Below are 14,256 nucleotides of genomic sequence, written 5' to 3' on the forward strand. Positions count from 1 at the left end.
CGCGCGGATGCTGATCCAGGCCCACCCCGGACTGCGCCTCCAGGTCCAGCGGATCGGCGCGGAAGGGGCACCGCTGCTGGTCATCGACCAGCTGGTGGCCGATCCGCAGCGGCTGGTACACAAGGCCACGCGCCTGGACTTCAGTCGCCAGGGCGCGTTCTTCCCGGGCATCCGTGCCCGGGCGCCGGCCTCGTACGAAGTCTTCCTGGAGCGGCTGGTGCAGCCGCTCCTGGTGGACGTTTTCGGCCTGCGGCCGGGACGCCTGCGCTTTCCGACCTGCCACTACTCGCTGATCACCCAGGCGCCGGAGCAGCTGGTGTTCCTGCAAAGGATCCCGCATATCGACTCGGCTTCGCACCAGGGGCTGGCCTCGGTCCACTACCTGTTTCACGGCAACTGGGGCGGTACCGCGTTCTACCGCCACCGTGCCACCGGTTTCGAATACGTGGACGAAGGCCGGCACGAGGCCTATTACCGGCAACTGCAGCAGGAAAGCGAGGGCACGGATGCGCCGGGGCCGGGTTACATCGGCGAGGACACGCCGATGTTCGAGCGCATCGACCAGGTCGAGGGAGTATTCAACCGGCTGGTGATGTACCGGCGCAACTCGCTGCACTCGGCGACGATCGACAACTTCGCCGTGCCGCCGGCCGACCCGCTGACCGGCCGGCTGTCGATCAATACCTTCATCGACGTGATCCCGTGATCCGGTGGCCCGGTCCATGGCCGGCGGGCGCTGCGCCGCGGCCGCGTGCCGGCCACGCCCGGCGGCGCAGGTGCTGGAGAGGCAACGGCCGCGCGAGGCGGCCGTTGCAGGGAGGCCTTACTTCAGCGCCTTGAACCGCAGCCGCTTCGGGCCGGCGTCGTCGCCCAGGCGGCGCTTCTTGTCTTCCTCGTACTCGCGGTAGTTGCCCTGGAAGAACTCCACGTGCGAATCGCCCTCGAAGGCGATGATGTGGGTGGCGATGCGGTCCAGGAACCAGCGGTCGTGCGAGATCACGAAGGTGTTGCCCGGGAACTCGAGCAGGGCATCCTCCAGCGCGCGCAGGGTTTCGATGTCCAAGTCGTTGGACGGTTCGTCCAGCAGCAGCACATTGCCGCCCTGGAGCAGGGTCTTGGCCATGTGCAGGCGGCCGCGCTCGCCGCCGGACAGCGAGCCGACCAGCTTCTGCTGGTCCTGGCCCTTGAAGTTGAAGCGGCCGATGTAGGCGCGCGACTGGATCTCGATGCCGTTGATGTTGAGGATGTCCAGGCCGCCGGCGATCTCCTGGAAGACGTTATGGTTGCCTTCCAGCTTGTCTCGGCTCTGGTCCACGTAGGACAGGTTGACCGTCGGGCCGATCACGATCTCGCCGGAGTCGGGCTTCTCCTGGCCGGTGATCATCTTGAACAGGGTCGACTTGCCGGCGCCGTTGGGACCGATGATGCCCACGATCGCGCCCGGCGGCACGATCATCGACAGGTTGTCGATCAGCAGGCGCTCGCCGAACCTCTTGCTGACGTTCTTGAACTCGATCACCGAGTTGCCCAGGCGCTCGCCGGGCGGGATGAAGATCTCGTTGGTCTCGTTGCGCTTCTGGTAGTCGACCGACTGCAGCTCGTCCAGGCGGGCCAGGCGCGCCTTGCCCTTGGAGCGGCCGCCCTTGGCGTTCTGCCGCGCCCATTCCAGTTCCTTCTGGATGGCCTTCTGGCGGGCCTTCTCCTGGTTCTCTTCCTGCTTGAGGCGCTCGTCCTTCTGGGTCAGCCACTCGGTGTAGTTGCCCTTCCACGGGATGCCGCGGCCGCGGTCCAGCTCGAGGATCCACTCGGCGGCGTTGTCGAGGAAGTAACGGTCGTGGGTGACGGCCACCACGGTGCCGGTGTAGCGGGCCAGGAACTGCTCCAGCCATTCCACCGACTCGGCGTCGAGGTGGTTGGTCGGTTCGTCGAGCAGAAGCATGTCCGGCTTCTGCAGCAGAAGCCGGCACAGGGCCACGCGGCGCTTCTCGCCGCCGGACAGGTTGGCGATCTTCGCGTCCCACGGCGGCAGGCGCAGCGCATCGGCGGCCACGTCGAGCTGGTTCTCCAGGGTGTGGGCGTCGCCGGCGGCCAGGATCGCCTCCAGGCGCTCCTGTTCCTTGGCCAGGGCGTCGAAGTCGGCGCCTTCCTCGGCGTAGGCGTCGTAGATCTTGTCCAGCGCGGCCTGGGCCTGCAGCACCTCGCCGACGCCTTCCTCGACCGCCTCGCGCACGGTCTGCTCGGGGTTCAGGCGCGGCTCCTGCTCCAGGTAGCCGACCTTGATCCCGGGCTGCGGGCGGGCCTCGCCCTCGAAGTCCTTGTCCACCCCGGCCATGATCTTCAGCACGGTGGACTTGCCGGCGCCGTTCAGGCCCAGCAGGCCGATCTTGGCGCCCGGGAAGAAGCTCAGGGAGATGTCCTTGATGATCTGCCGCTTGGGCGGGACCACCTTGGACACCCGGTTCATGGTGTAGATGTACTGCGAGGACATGCGGGCTCCTGGCGCGCGTCCGGCCCGGTCCGCGGGGGCGGACAGGCGGGGACGGAAGGGGAAGCGGCGATTATAGGGGATCGCCCCGGCCAAGGCCGGCGCGCGCGCGTCCGGCGTCCCCGTGGCGGCGGCCGCTGCCAGCGCGGACAGGTCAAGAAACGGAGTGTCCGCGCCCGGCCCGCCGCCCAGACTGGCCGCACCCCCGAACGCGGAGATCACGGATGGACAAGCAGCTGTCGGGCAAGGTCGCCCTCATCACCGGCGCCACCTCGGGCATCGGCCGCGCCGCCGCACGCCTGTTCGCGGCGCACGGCGCCTGCGTAGTCCTGAACGGACGCCGCCAGGCCGAGCTGGACGCGGTGGTCGCCGAGGCCGCCGCGCTCGGTCCCGGCGCGGCGGGGCTGGCGGGCGACGTCGGCGACGAGGACCTCGCCGCGGCGCTGGTGGAACTGGCCGAGGTGCGCTTCGGCGGCCTGGACATCGCCTTCAACAACGCCGGCACCACCGGCGCCACCGCGCCGCTGGCGCAGATCGAGCCGGCCACCTGGGAGCAGGTGCTGCGCACCAACCTCACCGGCGCCTTCCTCGGCGCGCGCCGGCAGATTCCGGCGATGCTGCGCCGGGGCGGCGGCTCGATCGTGTTCACCTCCACCTTCGTCGGGCACACGGTCGGGTTCCCGGGCATGGCGGCCTATGCCGCCAGCAAGGCCGGCCTGCTGGCGCTGGCCCAGGTCGTCACCGCCGAATACGGGCCGCGCGGGATCCGCGCCAATGCCCTGCTGCCGGGCGGCACCGACACCCCGATGGGCCGGGAAACGGCCGCCACACCCGAGGCGCTGGCCTTCGTCGAGGGCCTGCACGCCCTGCGCCGGCTGGCGCGGCCGGAGGAGATCGCGCAGGCCGCGCTGTTCTTGGCCTCGGACGCGGCCAGCTTCGTCACCGGCACCGCCCTGCGGGTCGATGGCGGGGTCTCGGTGGTGCGCACCTGAGCTGGCGCCGAGGCTGGCGTCGCGGAGAGAATCGATGGACATGAGGGCAACTGCTTCCATCCCCCGGACCGGGGCGACCGCCGACGAACGGGTGGCCCGCGCCTGCCGGCTGATCGAGTCGGCCGAGGCCGCGCCCTCGCTGGACGCGCTGGCGCGGGCGCTGGGCTGCAGCCCCGGCTATCTGCACCGCTGCTTCAAGGCGGTCACCGGGCTGACGCCCAAGCAGTATGCCGACGCCCACCGCGCAGGACGGGTCCGCGGCCGCCTGGGCGAGGGTGGGCGGGTGACCGACGCGATCTACGCGGCCGGCTTCGGCTCCAGCAGCCGCTTCTACGAGCAGGCCACCCGGCTGCTGGGCATGGCCCCGGGCCACTACCGGGCCGGCGGCCGCGGCGAGCGGCTGCTGTTCGCGGTCGCGCAGACCTCGCTGGGGGCGCTGCTGGTCGCCTCCAGCGCGCGCGGGGTGGTGGCCATCACCCTGGGCGACGATGCCGCCGCCCTGGTCCGCGATCTCCAGGACCGCTTCCCGCAGGCCGAGCTGGTCGGCGGCGATACCGGCTACGAGGCGCTGGTGGCACGGGTGGTCGGCTTCGTCGAGGCCCCGCGCCTGGGTCTGGAACTGCCCCTGGACATCCGCGGCACCGCCTTCCAGCAGCGGGTCTGGCAGGCGCTGCGGCAGGTCCCGGCCGGGGTCACCGTGTCCTACGCCGAGCTGGCGCGCCGGCTCGGCCGGCCCGGCGCCAGTCGCGCAGTGGCCGGGGCGTGCGCCGCCAACGCGCTGGCGGTGGCCGTGCCCTGCCACCGCGTGGTGCGCAGTGACGGCGCCCTGTCCGGCTATGCCTGGGGCGTGGAGCGCAAGCGCGCCCTGCTGGACCGCGAGGCCGCGTCCGCGTAGGCGGTGCCCGCGGATCGCGCGGGAGGGCGCCGGGCGGCGGTTGCAGCCGCATCCGGATTCGTCGGCCCCGGCGGCGGCCGCTTACAATACCCGGCTTCCTCCTTCCCCTCGCCCCGCCAGGAGCTGCCGATGTACTCCCGCGACGTCCGCCTCGAAACCTACGATCCCGAACTGGCCAAGGCCATCGCCGACGAGTGCCGCCGCCAGGAGGACCACGTCGAGCTGATCGCCAGCGAGAACTACGCCAGCCCGGCGGTGATGGAGGCCCAGGGCAGCCAGCTGACCAACAAGTACGCCGAAGGCTATCCGCACAAGCGCTACTACGGCGGCTGCGAATACGTGGACGTGGCCGAGCAGCTGGCGATCGACCGCCTGAAGCAGCTGTTTGGCGCCAGCTACGCCAACGTCCAGCCGCATTCCGGCTCGCAGGCCAACCAGGCGGTGTACTTCGCCCTCTTGCAGCCCGGCGACACCATCCTGGGCATGTCGCTGGCCCATGGCGGCCACCTGACCCACGGCGCCAAGGTCAATGCCTCGGGCAAGATCTTCAACGCCGTCCAGTACGGGGTGAACGACCAGGGCCTGCTCGACTACGACGAGATCGAGCGCCTGGCCGTCGAGCACAAGCCGAAGATGATCGTGGCCGGCTTCTCGGCCTACTCGCAGGTGATGGACTGGGCGCGCTTCCGCGCCATCGCCGACAAGGTCGGTGCCTGGCTGTTCGTGGACATGGCCCACGTCGCCGGCCTGGTCGCCGCCGGCGTGTACCCGAACCCGCTGCCGCACGCGCACGTGGTCACCTCCACCACCCACAAGACCCTGCGCGGCCCGCGCGGCGGCATCATCCTGGCCCTGGACGCGGGCGAGGAGATCGAGAAGAAGCTGCAGTCGATCGTGTTCCCGGGCATCCAGGGCGGCCCGCTGATGCACGTGATCGCCGCCAAGGCGGTGGCGTTCAAGGAAGCGCTGGAGCCGGGCTTCAAGGCCTACCAGCAGCAGGTGGTGAAGAACGCCCAGGCGATGGCCAACACCCTGATCGCGCGCGGCTACAAGATCGTTTCCGGCGGCACCCAGAACCACCTGATGCTGGTGGACATGATCGGCAAGGACGTGTCCGGCAAGGACGCGGAAGCCGCGCTGGGCAAGGCCCACATCACCGTCAACAAGAACTCGGTGCCCAACGACCCGCGCTCGCCGTTCGTGACCTCGGGCCTGCGCCTGGGCACCCCCGCGGTGACCACCCGCGGCTACACCGAGCAGGACTGCGTGGACCTGGCCAACTGGATCGCCGACGTGCTCGACGCCCCGAACGACGCCGGCGTGCTCGCCGCGGTGCGCGAGAAGGTGACCGCGCAGTGCAAGAAGTATCCGGTCTACGGATGAGCCCGGGCGCCGCGCCGCGGACCGCCGACGCGCGCCTGAACGGGCGCGCCGGCCGGGCTGCGCGCGCGGGCGGGCCGTGGCAGGCTTGGCCGGCGGCCAACGCCGCCCGTTGAGCCTGCGAGCGCCGCCATGCACTGTCCCTACTGCCAGCACACCGACACCCGCGTGATCGACTCGCGCGTGTCCGAGGACGGCGCCACCATCCGCCGCCGGCGCGAGTGCGAGGCCTGCGGCGAGCGCTTCAGCACCCTGGAGACGGTGGAGCTGAAGCTGCCGGCGATCGTCAAGGGGGATGGCCGCCGCGAGGCCTTCGACGCGCGCAAGCTGCGCACCGGCTTCGATCGCGCCCTGCAGAAGCGCCCGGTCTCCGAGGAGCAGATCGAGGCGGCGGTGCGCGCGGTGGTCCACAGCGTGCGCATGAGTGGCGAGCGCGAGCTGCCTTCGCGCCGGATCGGCGAGTTCGTGATGGACGAACTGCGCAAGCTCGACCACGTCGGCTACGTGCGCTTCGCCTCGGTCTACCGCAGCTTCCAGGACGTGGCCGATTTCCGCGAGGAAATCGAGAAGCTGGAACGCGACCTGCCGGCCGACAACGGCCAGCTGCCCCTGCTGCAGGGCGGCGAGGTGGTGCCGATCGACCGCCACGGCGGCAAGGGCGAGCGGCACAAGAAGCGCTGACCGCCGGCATGTGCATCGCCTGGCTGCGCGACCATCCCGGCCACATCGAGGCGCTGGCCGCGGCCCACGTCGAGGCCTTCGGCGCACTGGAACCGGGCTGGACCGTAGCCGATGCCGCCGCCGAGCTGCGCACGCATCTGCGCGCGGAAGCCGCCATCCCGTGCACCCTGCTGGCCCTGGACGCGGCCGGCGACTGGCTCGGTTCGGTCAGCCTCCTGGACGAGGACCATCCGCACATCCGCCAGTACCGGCCCTGGCTGGCCAGCCTGTACGTGCGGCCTTCGGCGCGCGGTCGCGGCGTGGGCGAGGCCCTGGTGGCGCGCGCCCGGGCCGAGGCCGCCGCGCTCGGCGTCGGCTGTCTGTACCTGTACTGCTCCGGCACGGTCGCGGACTGGTACCGGCACCTGGGGTGGCGCGAGCATGAGCGGATCGCGCTCGGGCCCTTGCACCTGCAGGTGATGGCGATCGACTGCGCCACGGTGGCCTGAGGCCGGTGCGCTGGCCCGCCGTGGCCGCGTTTGTCAGACTGGCGCGATGACCGGTTTCGACGCCAACGACCACGCCCTGATGGCCCGCGCCCTGCGCCTGGCCGCGCTGGGCCTGTACACCGCCCGGCCCAATCCCATGGTCGGCTGCGTGCTCGTCCGCGATGGCGAGGTGATCGGCGAGGGCTGGCATCCTCGCACCGGCGAGCCGCACGCGGAAGTCTTCGCCCTGCGCCAGGCCGGAGAACGCGCGCGCGGGGCCACCGCCTACGTGACCCTGGAGCCCTGCGCCCACCATGGCCGCACGCCGCCCTGCGCGGAGGCGCTGGTGGCCGCCGGCGTGGCCCGGGTGGTGGCGGCCATGCGCGACCCGTTCCCGCGGGTGGACGGCGCCGGCTTCGCCCTGTTGCAGGCGGCCGGGATCGAGGTGGCCTCGGGTCTGCTCGAGGCGCAGGCGCGCGAGCTCAACCGCGGCTTCCTCGCGCGGGTCGAGCGCGGGCGGCCGTGGCTACGGATCAAGCTGGCCGCGAGCCTGGACGGGCGCACGGCGATGGCCAGCGGCGAATCGAAGTGGATCACCGGGCAGGCCGCGCGCGCCGACGTGCAGCGCTGGCGCGCGCGCAGCGGCGCGATCCTGACCGGCGCCGACACCGTGCTGGCCGACGACCCGGCGCTGACCGTACGCCTGGGTGGCGACACCGCATTTTTGCCGCCATTGCGGGTCGTGATCGACGGCCGCCTGCGCAGCCTGGCGCGGGAAAATGTCCGCGACGCCGCGGCGCCGACCCTGTACCTGCATGGGCCGGATGTGGTGCCGCCGGCGGGCATCGGCGTCGCGTCGGCACCGGAGTTCGCCACGGTGCCGCTGCGCGACGGCCGCATCGACCTGGCGGCGGCGCTGCAACTGCTCGGCGCGCGCGGGATCAACGAAGTCCAGGTCGAGGCCGGCCCGGCCCTGTGCGGCGCCTTGCTGCGCGCCGGCCTGGTCGACGAGCTGTTGCTGTACCAGGCGCCGTTGCTGCTGGGCGACGGCGCCCGGCCGCTGTTCGCGGGGCTAGGCATCGAGGCCATGGCTGGGGCCGTCCGCCTGCGCCTGGTCGAGGAGCGCGCCGTCGGCGACGATCGCCGCCTCCTGCTGCGCCCGGAATGACGAAGGGCCCCGCAGGGCCCTCCGTGCCAGGCACGCACGCGGTGCGATGCTTCAGAAGCTGGCGCGCACGCCCAGGCTGTAGCGGGTGGTGTCCTCGATGACTTCCACTTCGCCGACCAGGCCCCAGGTGCGGTTGAAGCTGACCTGGCCGCCGAGGTAGCCGGCGAACGAACCCTCGAAGTCGCTGCCGTCGATGTAACCGCCCTTGACCCACAGCTCGGTGCGGGCGGACGGCTTGCCGCGCAGGCCGACCGTGGCGCGGCCGCCGTTGACGTGGTCCTTGTAGGTGCCGTCCAGGTCCGCGTCGCCGGTCCCGGAAATCTTGGCCTCGGCGTTCAGGCGCAGCCAGGCCAGGTCGGCGGTGAAGTCCAGGCGATCGGTGAACGCCTGGTGGTAGCCGATGCCGAACTCCGGCTGGGCCACTTCGTACTTCACCCGCGCATCGTCGTAGCGGTAGGTCTTGGAGGCGACCGAGTAGCCGCCGAACAGGTGCACGTTGTCGGCGATGGCGAACGAGCCGCGCAGGTAGCCACCGTCGCCGTCCGGATCGCCCAGCCAGTCGTCGTTGATCTCGACCTTGTTCCAGCCGGCCTCGACGTAGGTGTAGCTGAGGCCGTCGGCGGCGGCCGCGGTGAAAGGCATGGCGGCCAGCAGGGCGGCTGCAATGAGGGTACGCATGTGTTGAATCTCCCGAAAGAAGTCCATGTCGCCCTCCCGTTGCGGGTGGGCAAGAGCGGTCGACCGTGACCGCCGGCGTATTTTAACAATTAATTTACGGGCCCGGGCACAAGGGAGCGCGGTGCTAGAATGCCGCGCCGGTCAACCGGCACCCCAAAACCAGAAACGAACGTCTTCAGGGCGGGGTGGAATTCCCCACCGGCGGTAGGCGCCAGCATCCCTCACCGGATCCGGCGCGAGCCCGCGAGCGCTGCCGCAGGAGCTCCCCGCACATGCCCGGGTGGGCTGTCTGCGGCGGGTCAGCAGATCCGGTCCGATGCCGGAGCCGACGGTTGCGATGCGGCCTGCGCCGCATCCCACAGTCCGGATGAAAGAAGACGCGGCCGCATCCGTTCCAGCGGAGGCGTGCCTGCATGCCCTTGGGCGTTTTTCGCATTCACTCCGCGGAAAACGAGATGCAGCCCGACACCATCGCAATCCCCGCCGCCAGCCGTTTGCCGGCCGCTTCCCCGCACCCACCGGCCTGCCGCGCGCGTCGCCGGGAGGTGCGCTGATGTTCACCGGCATCATCGAGGGCGTCGGCCGCCTGGCCGCGCGCGAGCCGCGCGGTGGCGACGTGCGCTTCAGCTTCGCCACCGGCTCGCTGCCGTTCGAGCATGTCCAGCTCGGTGAGAGCATCGCGGTCAACGGCGTGTGCCTGACCGTGGTCGCGTTCGACGCCGGCTCGTTCCAGGCCGACGCCTCCACCGAGACCCTCGGCCTGACCACGCTCGGCGCCCTGGCCGAAGGCGCGGCGCTGAACCTGGAACGGGCGATGCGCCCGAGCGACCGCCTCGGCGGACACCTGGTCAGCGGCCACGTCGACGGCGTCGGCCGGGTGCTGTCGGTGCACGAGGACGCGCGCGCCCAGCGCTGGCGCTTCGCCGCGCCGGCGCCCCTGCTGAAGTACATCGCGAAGAAGGGCTCGATCTGCGTGGACGGCGTCAGCCTCACGGTCAACGCCGTGGACGGGGAGGGTTTCGAGGTCGCGCTGATTCCGCACACCGTCGCCCACACCCGGTTCTCGGAGACCCGGGTGGGCGATGCGGTCAACCTGGAGATCGACCTGGTCGCCCGCTACGTCGAGCGCCTGCTCGGCGCGCGCGGCGGGCAGGCTGCCGATGAAGGAGCCGGCGCATGAGCTTCGCACCCGTCCCAGAACTGCTGGAGGAGATCCGTGCCGGCCGCATGGTGGTGATCGTCGACGACGAGGATCGCGAGAACGAAGGCGACCTGATCATGGCCGCCGAACTGGTGCGCCCGGCCGACATCAACTTCATGGTCACCCATGCCCGCGGCCTGGTCTGCCTGTCGCTGACCCGCGAGCGCTGCGCCCAGCTCGGGCTGGCGCCGATGGTGCAGACCAACACCGCCCAGTTCCACACCAACTTCACCGTCAGCATCGAGGCGGCCGAGGGCGTGACCACCGGCATCTCCGCCTACGACCGCGCCCATACCGTGCGCACCGCCGTGCGCCCGGACGCGCGCCCGGCGGACCTGAGCCAGCCCGGCCACATCTTCCCGCTGACCGCCCAGCCCGGTGGGGTGCTCACCCGCGCCGGCCACACCGAGGCCGCCAGCGACCTGCCGATGCTCGCCGGACTGGAGCCGGCCGGGGTGCTGGTGGAGGTGATGAACGCCGACGGCAGCATGGCCCGCCGCCCGGAACTGGAGGTGTTCGCCCGCGAGCACGGCCTGAAGATGGGCTCGATCGCGGACCTGATCGCCTGGCGGCTGGCCACCGAGCACACCGTCGAGCGGATCGACGAGCGCGAGATCGACACCGAGTTCGGCCCGTTCCGGCTGCTCACCTACCGCGACCGGATCGCCCACGAGCTGCACTTCGCCCTGGTCCGCGGCACGCCCGGCCACGACACCCCGACCCTGGTCCGGGTCCAGGTCGAGAACCCGCTCAGCGACCTGCTGCACTGGCGCCGCGACGACTTCGGCGTGGCCGCCACCGACGCCCTGCGCGCGATTGCCGCCGAAGGCCAGGGGGTGATGGTGGTGCTGTCGGAGCCACGCAACGCCGAGGCCCTGCTCGCCCGCCTGCGCAAGCAACCGGAGGTGAAGGCCAACAGCAAGGACGTCGGCCACTGGCGTCGGAATGGCGCGGGTGCCCAGATCCTGGCCGACCTCGGCCTGGGCCGGCTGCGCGTGCTCGGCACTCCGCGCCGCCAGGTCGGCCTGTCCGGCTACGGCCTGGAGGTCGTGGAGTACGCATCCCCGTAGGGGCGGGAGGGGGAGGGCATCCCATTCCCCGTACCCGCGTCCGGTAAACTGTCCGACCCTCGAGGACCCCCGATCCCATGACCCTGTACGAAGGCGACCTCCGGCTCCCGGCCGGCGCCCGCTTCGCGATCCTGGCGAGCCGCTGGAACGCCCGCATCACCGACGCCCTGGTGGCCGGCGCCCGCCGCTGCCTGGCCGACAACGGCGTGCCCGAGGACGCGGTCGACGTGGTCCGCCTGCCCGGCGCCTGGGAGCTGCCGATGGCCGCGCAGAAGCTGGCCGCGGCCGGCAACCACCAGGCCCTGGTCGTGCTCGGCTGCGTGGTCCGCGGCGACACCCGCCACTACGAGCACGTCGCCGACCTGTGCGCCGAAGGCCTGATGCGCGTGGCCCTGGACACCGGGGTGCCGGTGCTCAACGGCGTGCTGGCGGTGGAGCGGTTCGAGGACGCAGAGGCCCGCGCCGGCGGCAGCCACGGCAACAAGGGCGAAGAGGCCGCGCTGGCGGCGCTGGAAATGGTCAACCTGCTGGAGCGCCTGCCATGAACCGTCCGTCCCGCCCCCGCACCGGCGTCGATCCGGTCCTGCGCGCCCGCGCCCGCCGCCGCGCCCTGCAGGCCGTCTACGCCTGGCAGATCTCCGGCGGCAACCTGCAGCAGCTGCTGGCCCAGTTCGCCCACGAGCAGGCGCACGAAGTGGCCGACCTGGTCTACTTCGAGGACCTGGTCCGCGGCGTGCTCGCCGAGCGCGCCGGCCTGGATGCCGCCCTGGCCCCCTACCTGGACCGCACCGTCGAGGAAGTGGACGCGATCGAGCGCGCGGTCCTGCGCCTGGCCGCCTACGAACTGCTGCACCGTCCCGACGTGCCCTACCGGGTGGTGCTCAACGAGGCGATCGAGATCGCCAAGCGCTTCGGCTCCGAGCACGGCCACACCTACGTCAACGGCGTGCTCGACCAGGCCAGCGCCGAATGGCGCGTGGCCGAGGTCCAGGTGGGTCGCGGCGGCGGCCGCGGCTGAGCCTCGCGACTGCCGCACGCCGGCCGACCCGGCATGATGCGCGCATGGCCGAATTCGACCTGATCGAGAGCATCCGCGCCCGCGCCGCCGGGCGCGACGACATCGTCCTGGGGATCGGCGACGACGCCGCCCTGCTGCGCGTGCCGGCCGGCCACGAGCTGGCGGTCACCGCCGACACCCTAAACGCCGGCGTGCATTTCCCCGCCGCCACTGCCGCGGCCGACATCGGCTGGAAGGCTTTGGCCGCCAATCTTTCCGACCTGGCGTCGATGGGCGCCCGCCCGGCCTGGTGCACGCTGTCGCTGTCCCTGCCGCAGGCCGACGCCGGCTGGGTGGATGGCTTCCTCGACGGCTTCCTCGGCCTGGCCACCGCGCAGGGCATCGCCCTGGCCGGCGGCGACACCACCCGCGGCCCGCTGTCGATCGCGGTGACCGCGATGGGCCACGTGGAAGCCGGCGCCGCCCTGCGCCGCGACCGCGCCCGGATCGGCGATGACGTCTGGGTCACCGGCACCCTCGGCGATGCCGCCGCCGCGCTGGTCCTGGGCGGCCATCTGCCTTCGCCTTCGGGCGTCGTGCCGACGGTGGACGCCGCCGACGCGGCCTTCCTCGCCGCGCGGCTGGACCGGCCGGCGCCACGGGTCGCGGCCGGGCGCGCCTTGCTGGGCCTGGCCCATGCCTGCGTCGACGTGTCCGATGGATTGCTCGCCGACCTCGGCCACGTCTGCGCACGCAGCGGCGTGGGCGCGGAAATCGCGGTCGCGGCATTGCCGGCGTCCGGGGCCCTGCGCCGGGTGTTCGGCGACGACGCACCCGCGCTGCAGGCTGCCGGCGGCGACGACTACGAGCTGTGCTTCACCGCGCCGCCCGGGCTGCGCGAGCCGGTGCGTCTGGCGCTGGAGCAGGCCGGCGTCGACGGCACCCGCATCGGCCGGATCGTCGCCGGCCAGGGCGTGCGCGCGCTGGCCGGCGACGGCAGCGACTGGCGCCCGCCGCGCACTGGTTACGTCCACTTCCTGTAGGAGCCGGCAAGGCCGGCTCCTACAGGTGCTGCGCCACCGCCTCGGCCATGCGCTCGACCGCCTCGGCCAGCAGGGGCCGGGGCATGGCGAAGTTCAGCCGCACATGGCCGTCGCCGCCGTCGCCGCACTCGCCACCGTCGGTCAGGGCCACCTGCGCGTGGCGGCGGAAGAACAGGTGCGGGGCTTGCTCCAGTCCGAGCGCGCGGCAGTCCAGCCAGGCCAGGTAGGTGCCCTGAGGCGGCAGGTAGCCGACCTGCGGCAGGCGTTCGCGCAGCAGGCGGCCGAGCAGCTCGCGGTTGCCGTGCAGGTAGTCCATGACTTCCCGTCGCCAGCCGTCGCCTTCGCTCCAGGCCGCGATGTGGGCGATCACCCCCGGGGTGGAGGTCGCGCCGCCGGCGAAGTGGCCGATCGCGCGCCAGTGCTGCAGGTCGCTCGCGCGGGTGAATATCAATTGCGCGCACTTCAGCCCGGCCAGGTTCCAGGCCTTGGAGGCCGACACGGCGGTGATCGCCTGCTGCGCCGTCTCGGACGAGAGCGCGGCGTAGGGCAGGTGGCGCTGGCCGTCGAACACCAGCGGCGCGTGGATCTCGTCGGCGAACACCCGCGCATCGTGGCGCTGGACGATCGCGGCGATCCGCAGGAGTTCCTCGCGTCCGTAGACCTTGCCGATCGGATTGTGCGGATTGCACAGCAGCAGCATCCGCGCGCCGCCGGCGAAGGCCGCGTCCAGCGCGTCCTCGTCCAGCCGCCAGCCGTTGTCGTCGCGTCGCATCGGCACCTGCACCACCGGGTTGCCGAGCAGCTGCAGCAGGGGAATGAACGGCATGTAGCACGGCACCGGCAAGGCCACCGGCGCGCCGGCCGGCAGGTAGTGGCGCGAAACGATCTCCAGCGCGGTGAGCACGTCGGGCACGGCGCGGATCGCCGATGCCGGGATCTCCCAGCCGTGGTGCCCGCGTTGCCAGCGGGCGCAGGCCTCGGCGAGCGCGTGCGCGCGCTCGGCCGACAGGTAGCCGAGCGGGCCGTGCTCGACCGCGTGGTGCAGGGCCTGGCGGATGGCCGGGGCGATGCCGAAATCCATCTCGGCCACGAAGGCGCCGATGCAGTCCGGGAACGCGCGCCACTTCAGCCCGCCGCCGGCGCGCAGCCGTTCCAGGGTGATGTTGTCGAAATCCGCACTGTCCAAGCGATATTCCCTC

15 protein-coding genes and 1 riboswitch are annotated in these 14,256 nt (G+C 72.0%); of the genes, 12 read left to right on the forward strand and 3 right to left on the reverse strand.

Annotated features, from left to right (window positions below; translation table 11 throughout):
- Positions 1–7 precede the first annotated feature (7 nt).
- A complete protein-coding gene (locus tag CSC62_RS07960; protein ID WP_162405647.1) occupies positions 8–706 on the forward strand; it encodes a DUF6445 family protein in 699 nt (232 codons plus the stop codon).
- A 117-nt stretch (positions 707–823) separates the two neighbouring features.
- Here CSC62_RS07960 and ettA read toward each other — a convergent pair whose 3' ends face one another.
- Positions 824–2,488 (reverse strand): energy-dependent translational throttle protein EttA, encoded by a 1,665-nt coding sequence (gene ettA, locus CSC62_RS07965; protein ID WP_162405648.1) that lies wholly within the window; start codon positions 2,486–2,488, stop codon positions 824–826.
- A 221-nt stretch (positions 2,489–2,709) separates the two neighbouring features.
- Here ettA and CSC62_RS07970 point away from each other — a divergent pair, with 221 nt between their 5' ends.
- From CSC62_RS07970 to ribD, 6 genes are all read left to right on the forward strand, one after another.
- Positions 2,710–3,477: an SDR family oxidoreductase gene (locus CSC62_RS07970; protein WP_162405649.1), complete on the forward strand. Its 768-nt coding sequence runs from the start codon at positions 2,710–2,712 to the stop codon at positions 3,475–3,477.
- Positions 3,478–3,511: 34 nt separating this feature from the next.
- Positions 3,512–4,372: a bifunctional transcriptional activator/DNA repair enzyme AdaA gene (locus tag CSC62_RS07975; RefSeq protein WP_425502000.1), complete on the forward strand. Its 861-nt coding sequence runs from the start codon at positions 3,512–3,514 to the stop codon at positions 4,370–4,372.
- A gap of 129 nt (positions 4,373–4,501) precedes the next feature.
- Positions 4,502–5,755, forward strand: a complete 1,254-nt coding sequence (glyA, locus tag CSC62_RS07980) for a serine hydroxymethyltransferase (RefSeq protein ID WP_162405651.1) — start codon at positions 4,502–4,504, stop codon at positions 5,753–5,755.
- Between the two features lie 129 nt (positions 5,756–5,884).
- Positions 5,885–6,433, forward strand: coding sequence for a transcriptional regulator NrdR (nrdR, locus tag CSC62_RS07985; protein WP_162405652.1), 549 nt, complete (start codon positions 5,885–5,887; stop codon positions 6,431–6,433).
- Between the two features lie 8 nt (positions 6,434–6,441).
- A complete protein-coding gene (locus tag CSC62_RS07990) occupies positions 6,442–6,921 on the forward strand; it encodes a GNAT family N-acetyltransferase (protein WP_162405653.1) in 480 nt (159 codons plus the stop codon).
- Between the two features lie 46 nt (positions 6,922–6,967).
- Positions 6,968–8,068, forward strand: a complete 1,101-nt coding sequence (gene ribD, locus CSC62_RS07995; RefSeq protein ID WP_162405654.1) for a bifunctional diaminohydroxyphosphoribosylaminopyrimidine deaminase/5-amino-6-(5-phosphoribosylamino)uracil reductase RibD — start codon at positions 6,968–6,970, stop codon at positions 8,066–8,068.
- A 51-nt stretch (positions 8,069–8,119) separates the two neighbouring features.
- On the opposite strand, the gene CSC62_RS08000 is transcribed toward ribD, so the two are convergent.
- Positions 8,120–8,746, reverse strand: coding sequence for a hypothetical protein (locus tag CSC62_RS08000; protein ID WP_162405655.1), 627 nt, complete (start codon positions 8,744–8,746; stop codon positions 8,120–8,122).
- 167 nt (positions 8,747–8,913) lie between these two features.
- Positions 8,914–9,129, forward strand: a riboswitch (FMN riboswitch).
- Between the two features lie 170 nt (positions 9,130–9,299).
- Between CSC62_RS08000 and CSC62_RS08005 the strand changes: the two genes are divergently transcribed.
- The 5 genes from CSC62_RS08005 to thiL all read left to right on the forward strand — a co-directional run bounded on the left by CSC62_RS08005 (position 9,300) and on the right by thiL (position 13,057).
- Positions 9,300–9,926 (forward strand): riboflavin synthase, encoded by a 627-nt coding sequence (locus CSC62_RS08005; protein WP_162405656.1) that lies wholly within the window; start codon positions 9,300–9,302, stop codon positions 9,924–9,926.
- The gene (gene ribB, locus CSC62_RS08010) at positions 9,923–11,017 is read left to right on the forward strand and encodes a 3,4-dihydroxy-2-butanone-4-phosphate synthase (RefSeq protein WP_162405657.1); all 1,095 of its coding nucleotides are present in this window, start codon (positions 9,923–9,925) and stop codon (positions 11,015–11,017) included. Before CSC62_RS08005 ends, ribB begins: the two co-directional genes overlap by 4 nt.
- A 77-nt stretch (positions 11,018–11,094) precedes the next feature.
- Positions 11,095–11,562 (forward strand): 6,7-dimethyl-8-ribityllumazine synthase, encoded by a 468-nt coding sequence (gene ribH / locus CSC62_RS08015; RefSeq protein ID WP_162405658.1) that lies wholly within the window; start codon positions 11,095–11,097, stop codon positions 11,560–11,562.
- On the forward strand, positions 11,559–12,035 hold the full coding sequence (nusB, locus tag CSC62_RS08020; protein ID WP_162405659.1) for a transcription antitermination factor NusB: 477 nt from the start codon (positions 11,559–11,561) through the stop codon (positions 12,033–12,035). Before ribH ends, nusB begins: the two co-directional genes overlap by 4 nt.
- A 44-nt stretch (positions 12,036–12,079) precedes the next feature.
- On the forward strand, positions 12,080–13,057 hold the full coding sequence (thiL, locus tag CSC62_RS08025; protein WP_162405660.1) for a thiamine-phosphate kinase: 978 nt from the start codon (positions 12,080–12,082) through the stop codon (positions 13,055–13,057).
- Positions 13,058–13,076: 19 nt separating this feature from the next.
- On the opposite strand, the gene CSC62_RS08030 is transcribed toward thiL, so the two are convergent.
- Positions 13,077–14,243 carry a MalY/PatB family protein gene (locus tag CSC62_RS08030; RefSeq protein WP_162405661.1) on the reverse strand — a complete coding sequence of 389 codons (1,167 nt, stop codon included), beginning with the start codon at positions 14,241–14,243 and terminating at the stop codon, positions 13,077–13,079.
- Positions 14,244–14,256: the final 13 nt, after the last annotated feature.

The organism is Pseudoxanthomonas jiangsuensis (assembly GCF_010093185.1).
GTDB lineage: Bacteria > Pseudomonadota > Gammaproteobacteria > Xanthomonadales > Xanthomonadaceae > Pseudoxanthomonas > Pseudoxanthomonas jiangsuensis.

Bases quoted from the DNA above. Each gene is read 5' to 3' on its own strand.
- CSC62_RS07960 (WP_162405647.1), top strand. From the start codon at position 8: ATGCTGATCCAGGCCCACCCCGGACTGCGCCTCCAGGTCCAGCGGATC.
- ettA (WP_162405648.1), bottom strand. From the start codon at position 2,488: ATGTCCTCGCAGTACATCTACACCATGAACCGGGTGTCCAAGGTGGTC.
- CSC62_RS07970 (WP_162405649.1), top strand. From the start codon at position 2,710: ATGGACAAGCAGCTGTCGGGCAAGGTCGCCCTCATCACCGGCGCCACC.
- CSC62_RS07975 (WP_425502000.1), top strand. From the start codon at position 3,512: ATGGACATGAGGGCAACTGCTTCCATCCCCCGGACCGGGGCGACCGCC.
- glyA (WP_162405651.1), top strand. From the start codon at position 4,502: ATGTACTCCCGCGACGTCCGCCTCGAAACCTACGATCCCGAACTGGCC.
- nrdR (WP_162405652.1), top strand. From the start codon at position 5,885: ATGCACTGTCCCTACTGCCAGCACACCGACACCCGCGTGATCGACTCG.
- CSC62_RS07990 (WP_162405653.1), top strand. From the start codon at position 6,442: ATGTGCATCGCCTGGCTGCGCGACCATCCCGGCCACATCGAGGCGCTG.
- ribD (WP_162405654.1), top strand. From the start codon at position 6,968: ATGACCGGTTTCGACGCCAACGACCACGCCCTGATGGCCCGCGCCCTG.
- CSC62_RS08000 (WP_162405655.1), bottom strand. From the start codon at position 8,746: ATGCGTACCCTCATTGCAGCCGCCCTGCTGGCCGCCATGCCTTTCACC.
- CSC62_RS08005 (WP_162405656.1), top strand. From the start codon at position 9,300: ATGTTCACCGGCATCATCGAGGGCGTCGGCCGCCTGGCCGCGCGCGAG.
- ribB (WP_162405657.1), top strand. From the start codon at position 9,923: ATGAGCTTCGCACCCGTCCCAGAACTGCTGGAGGAGATCCGTGCCGGC.
- ribH (WP_162405658.1), top strand. From the start codon at position 11,095: ATGACCCTGTACGAAGGCGACCTCCGGCTCCCGGCCGGCGCCCGCTTC.
- nusB (WP_162405659.1), top strand. From the start codon at position 11,559: ATGAACCGTCCGTCCCGCCCCCGCACCGGCGTCGATCCGGTCCTGCGC.
- thiL (WP_162405660.1), top strand. From the start codon at position 12,080: ATGGCCGAATTCGACCTGATCGAGAGCATCCGCGCCCGCGCCGCCGGG.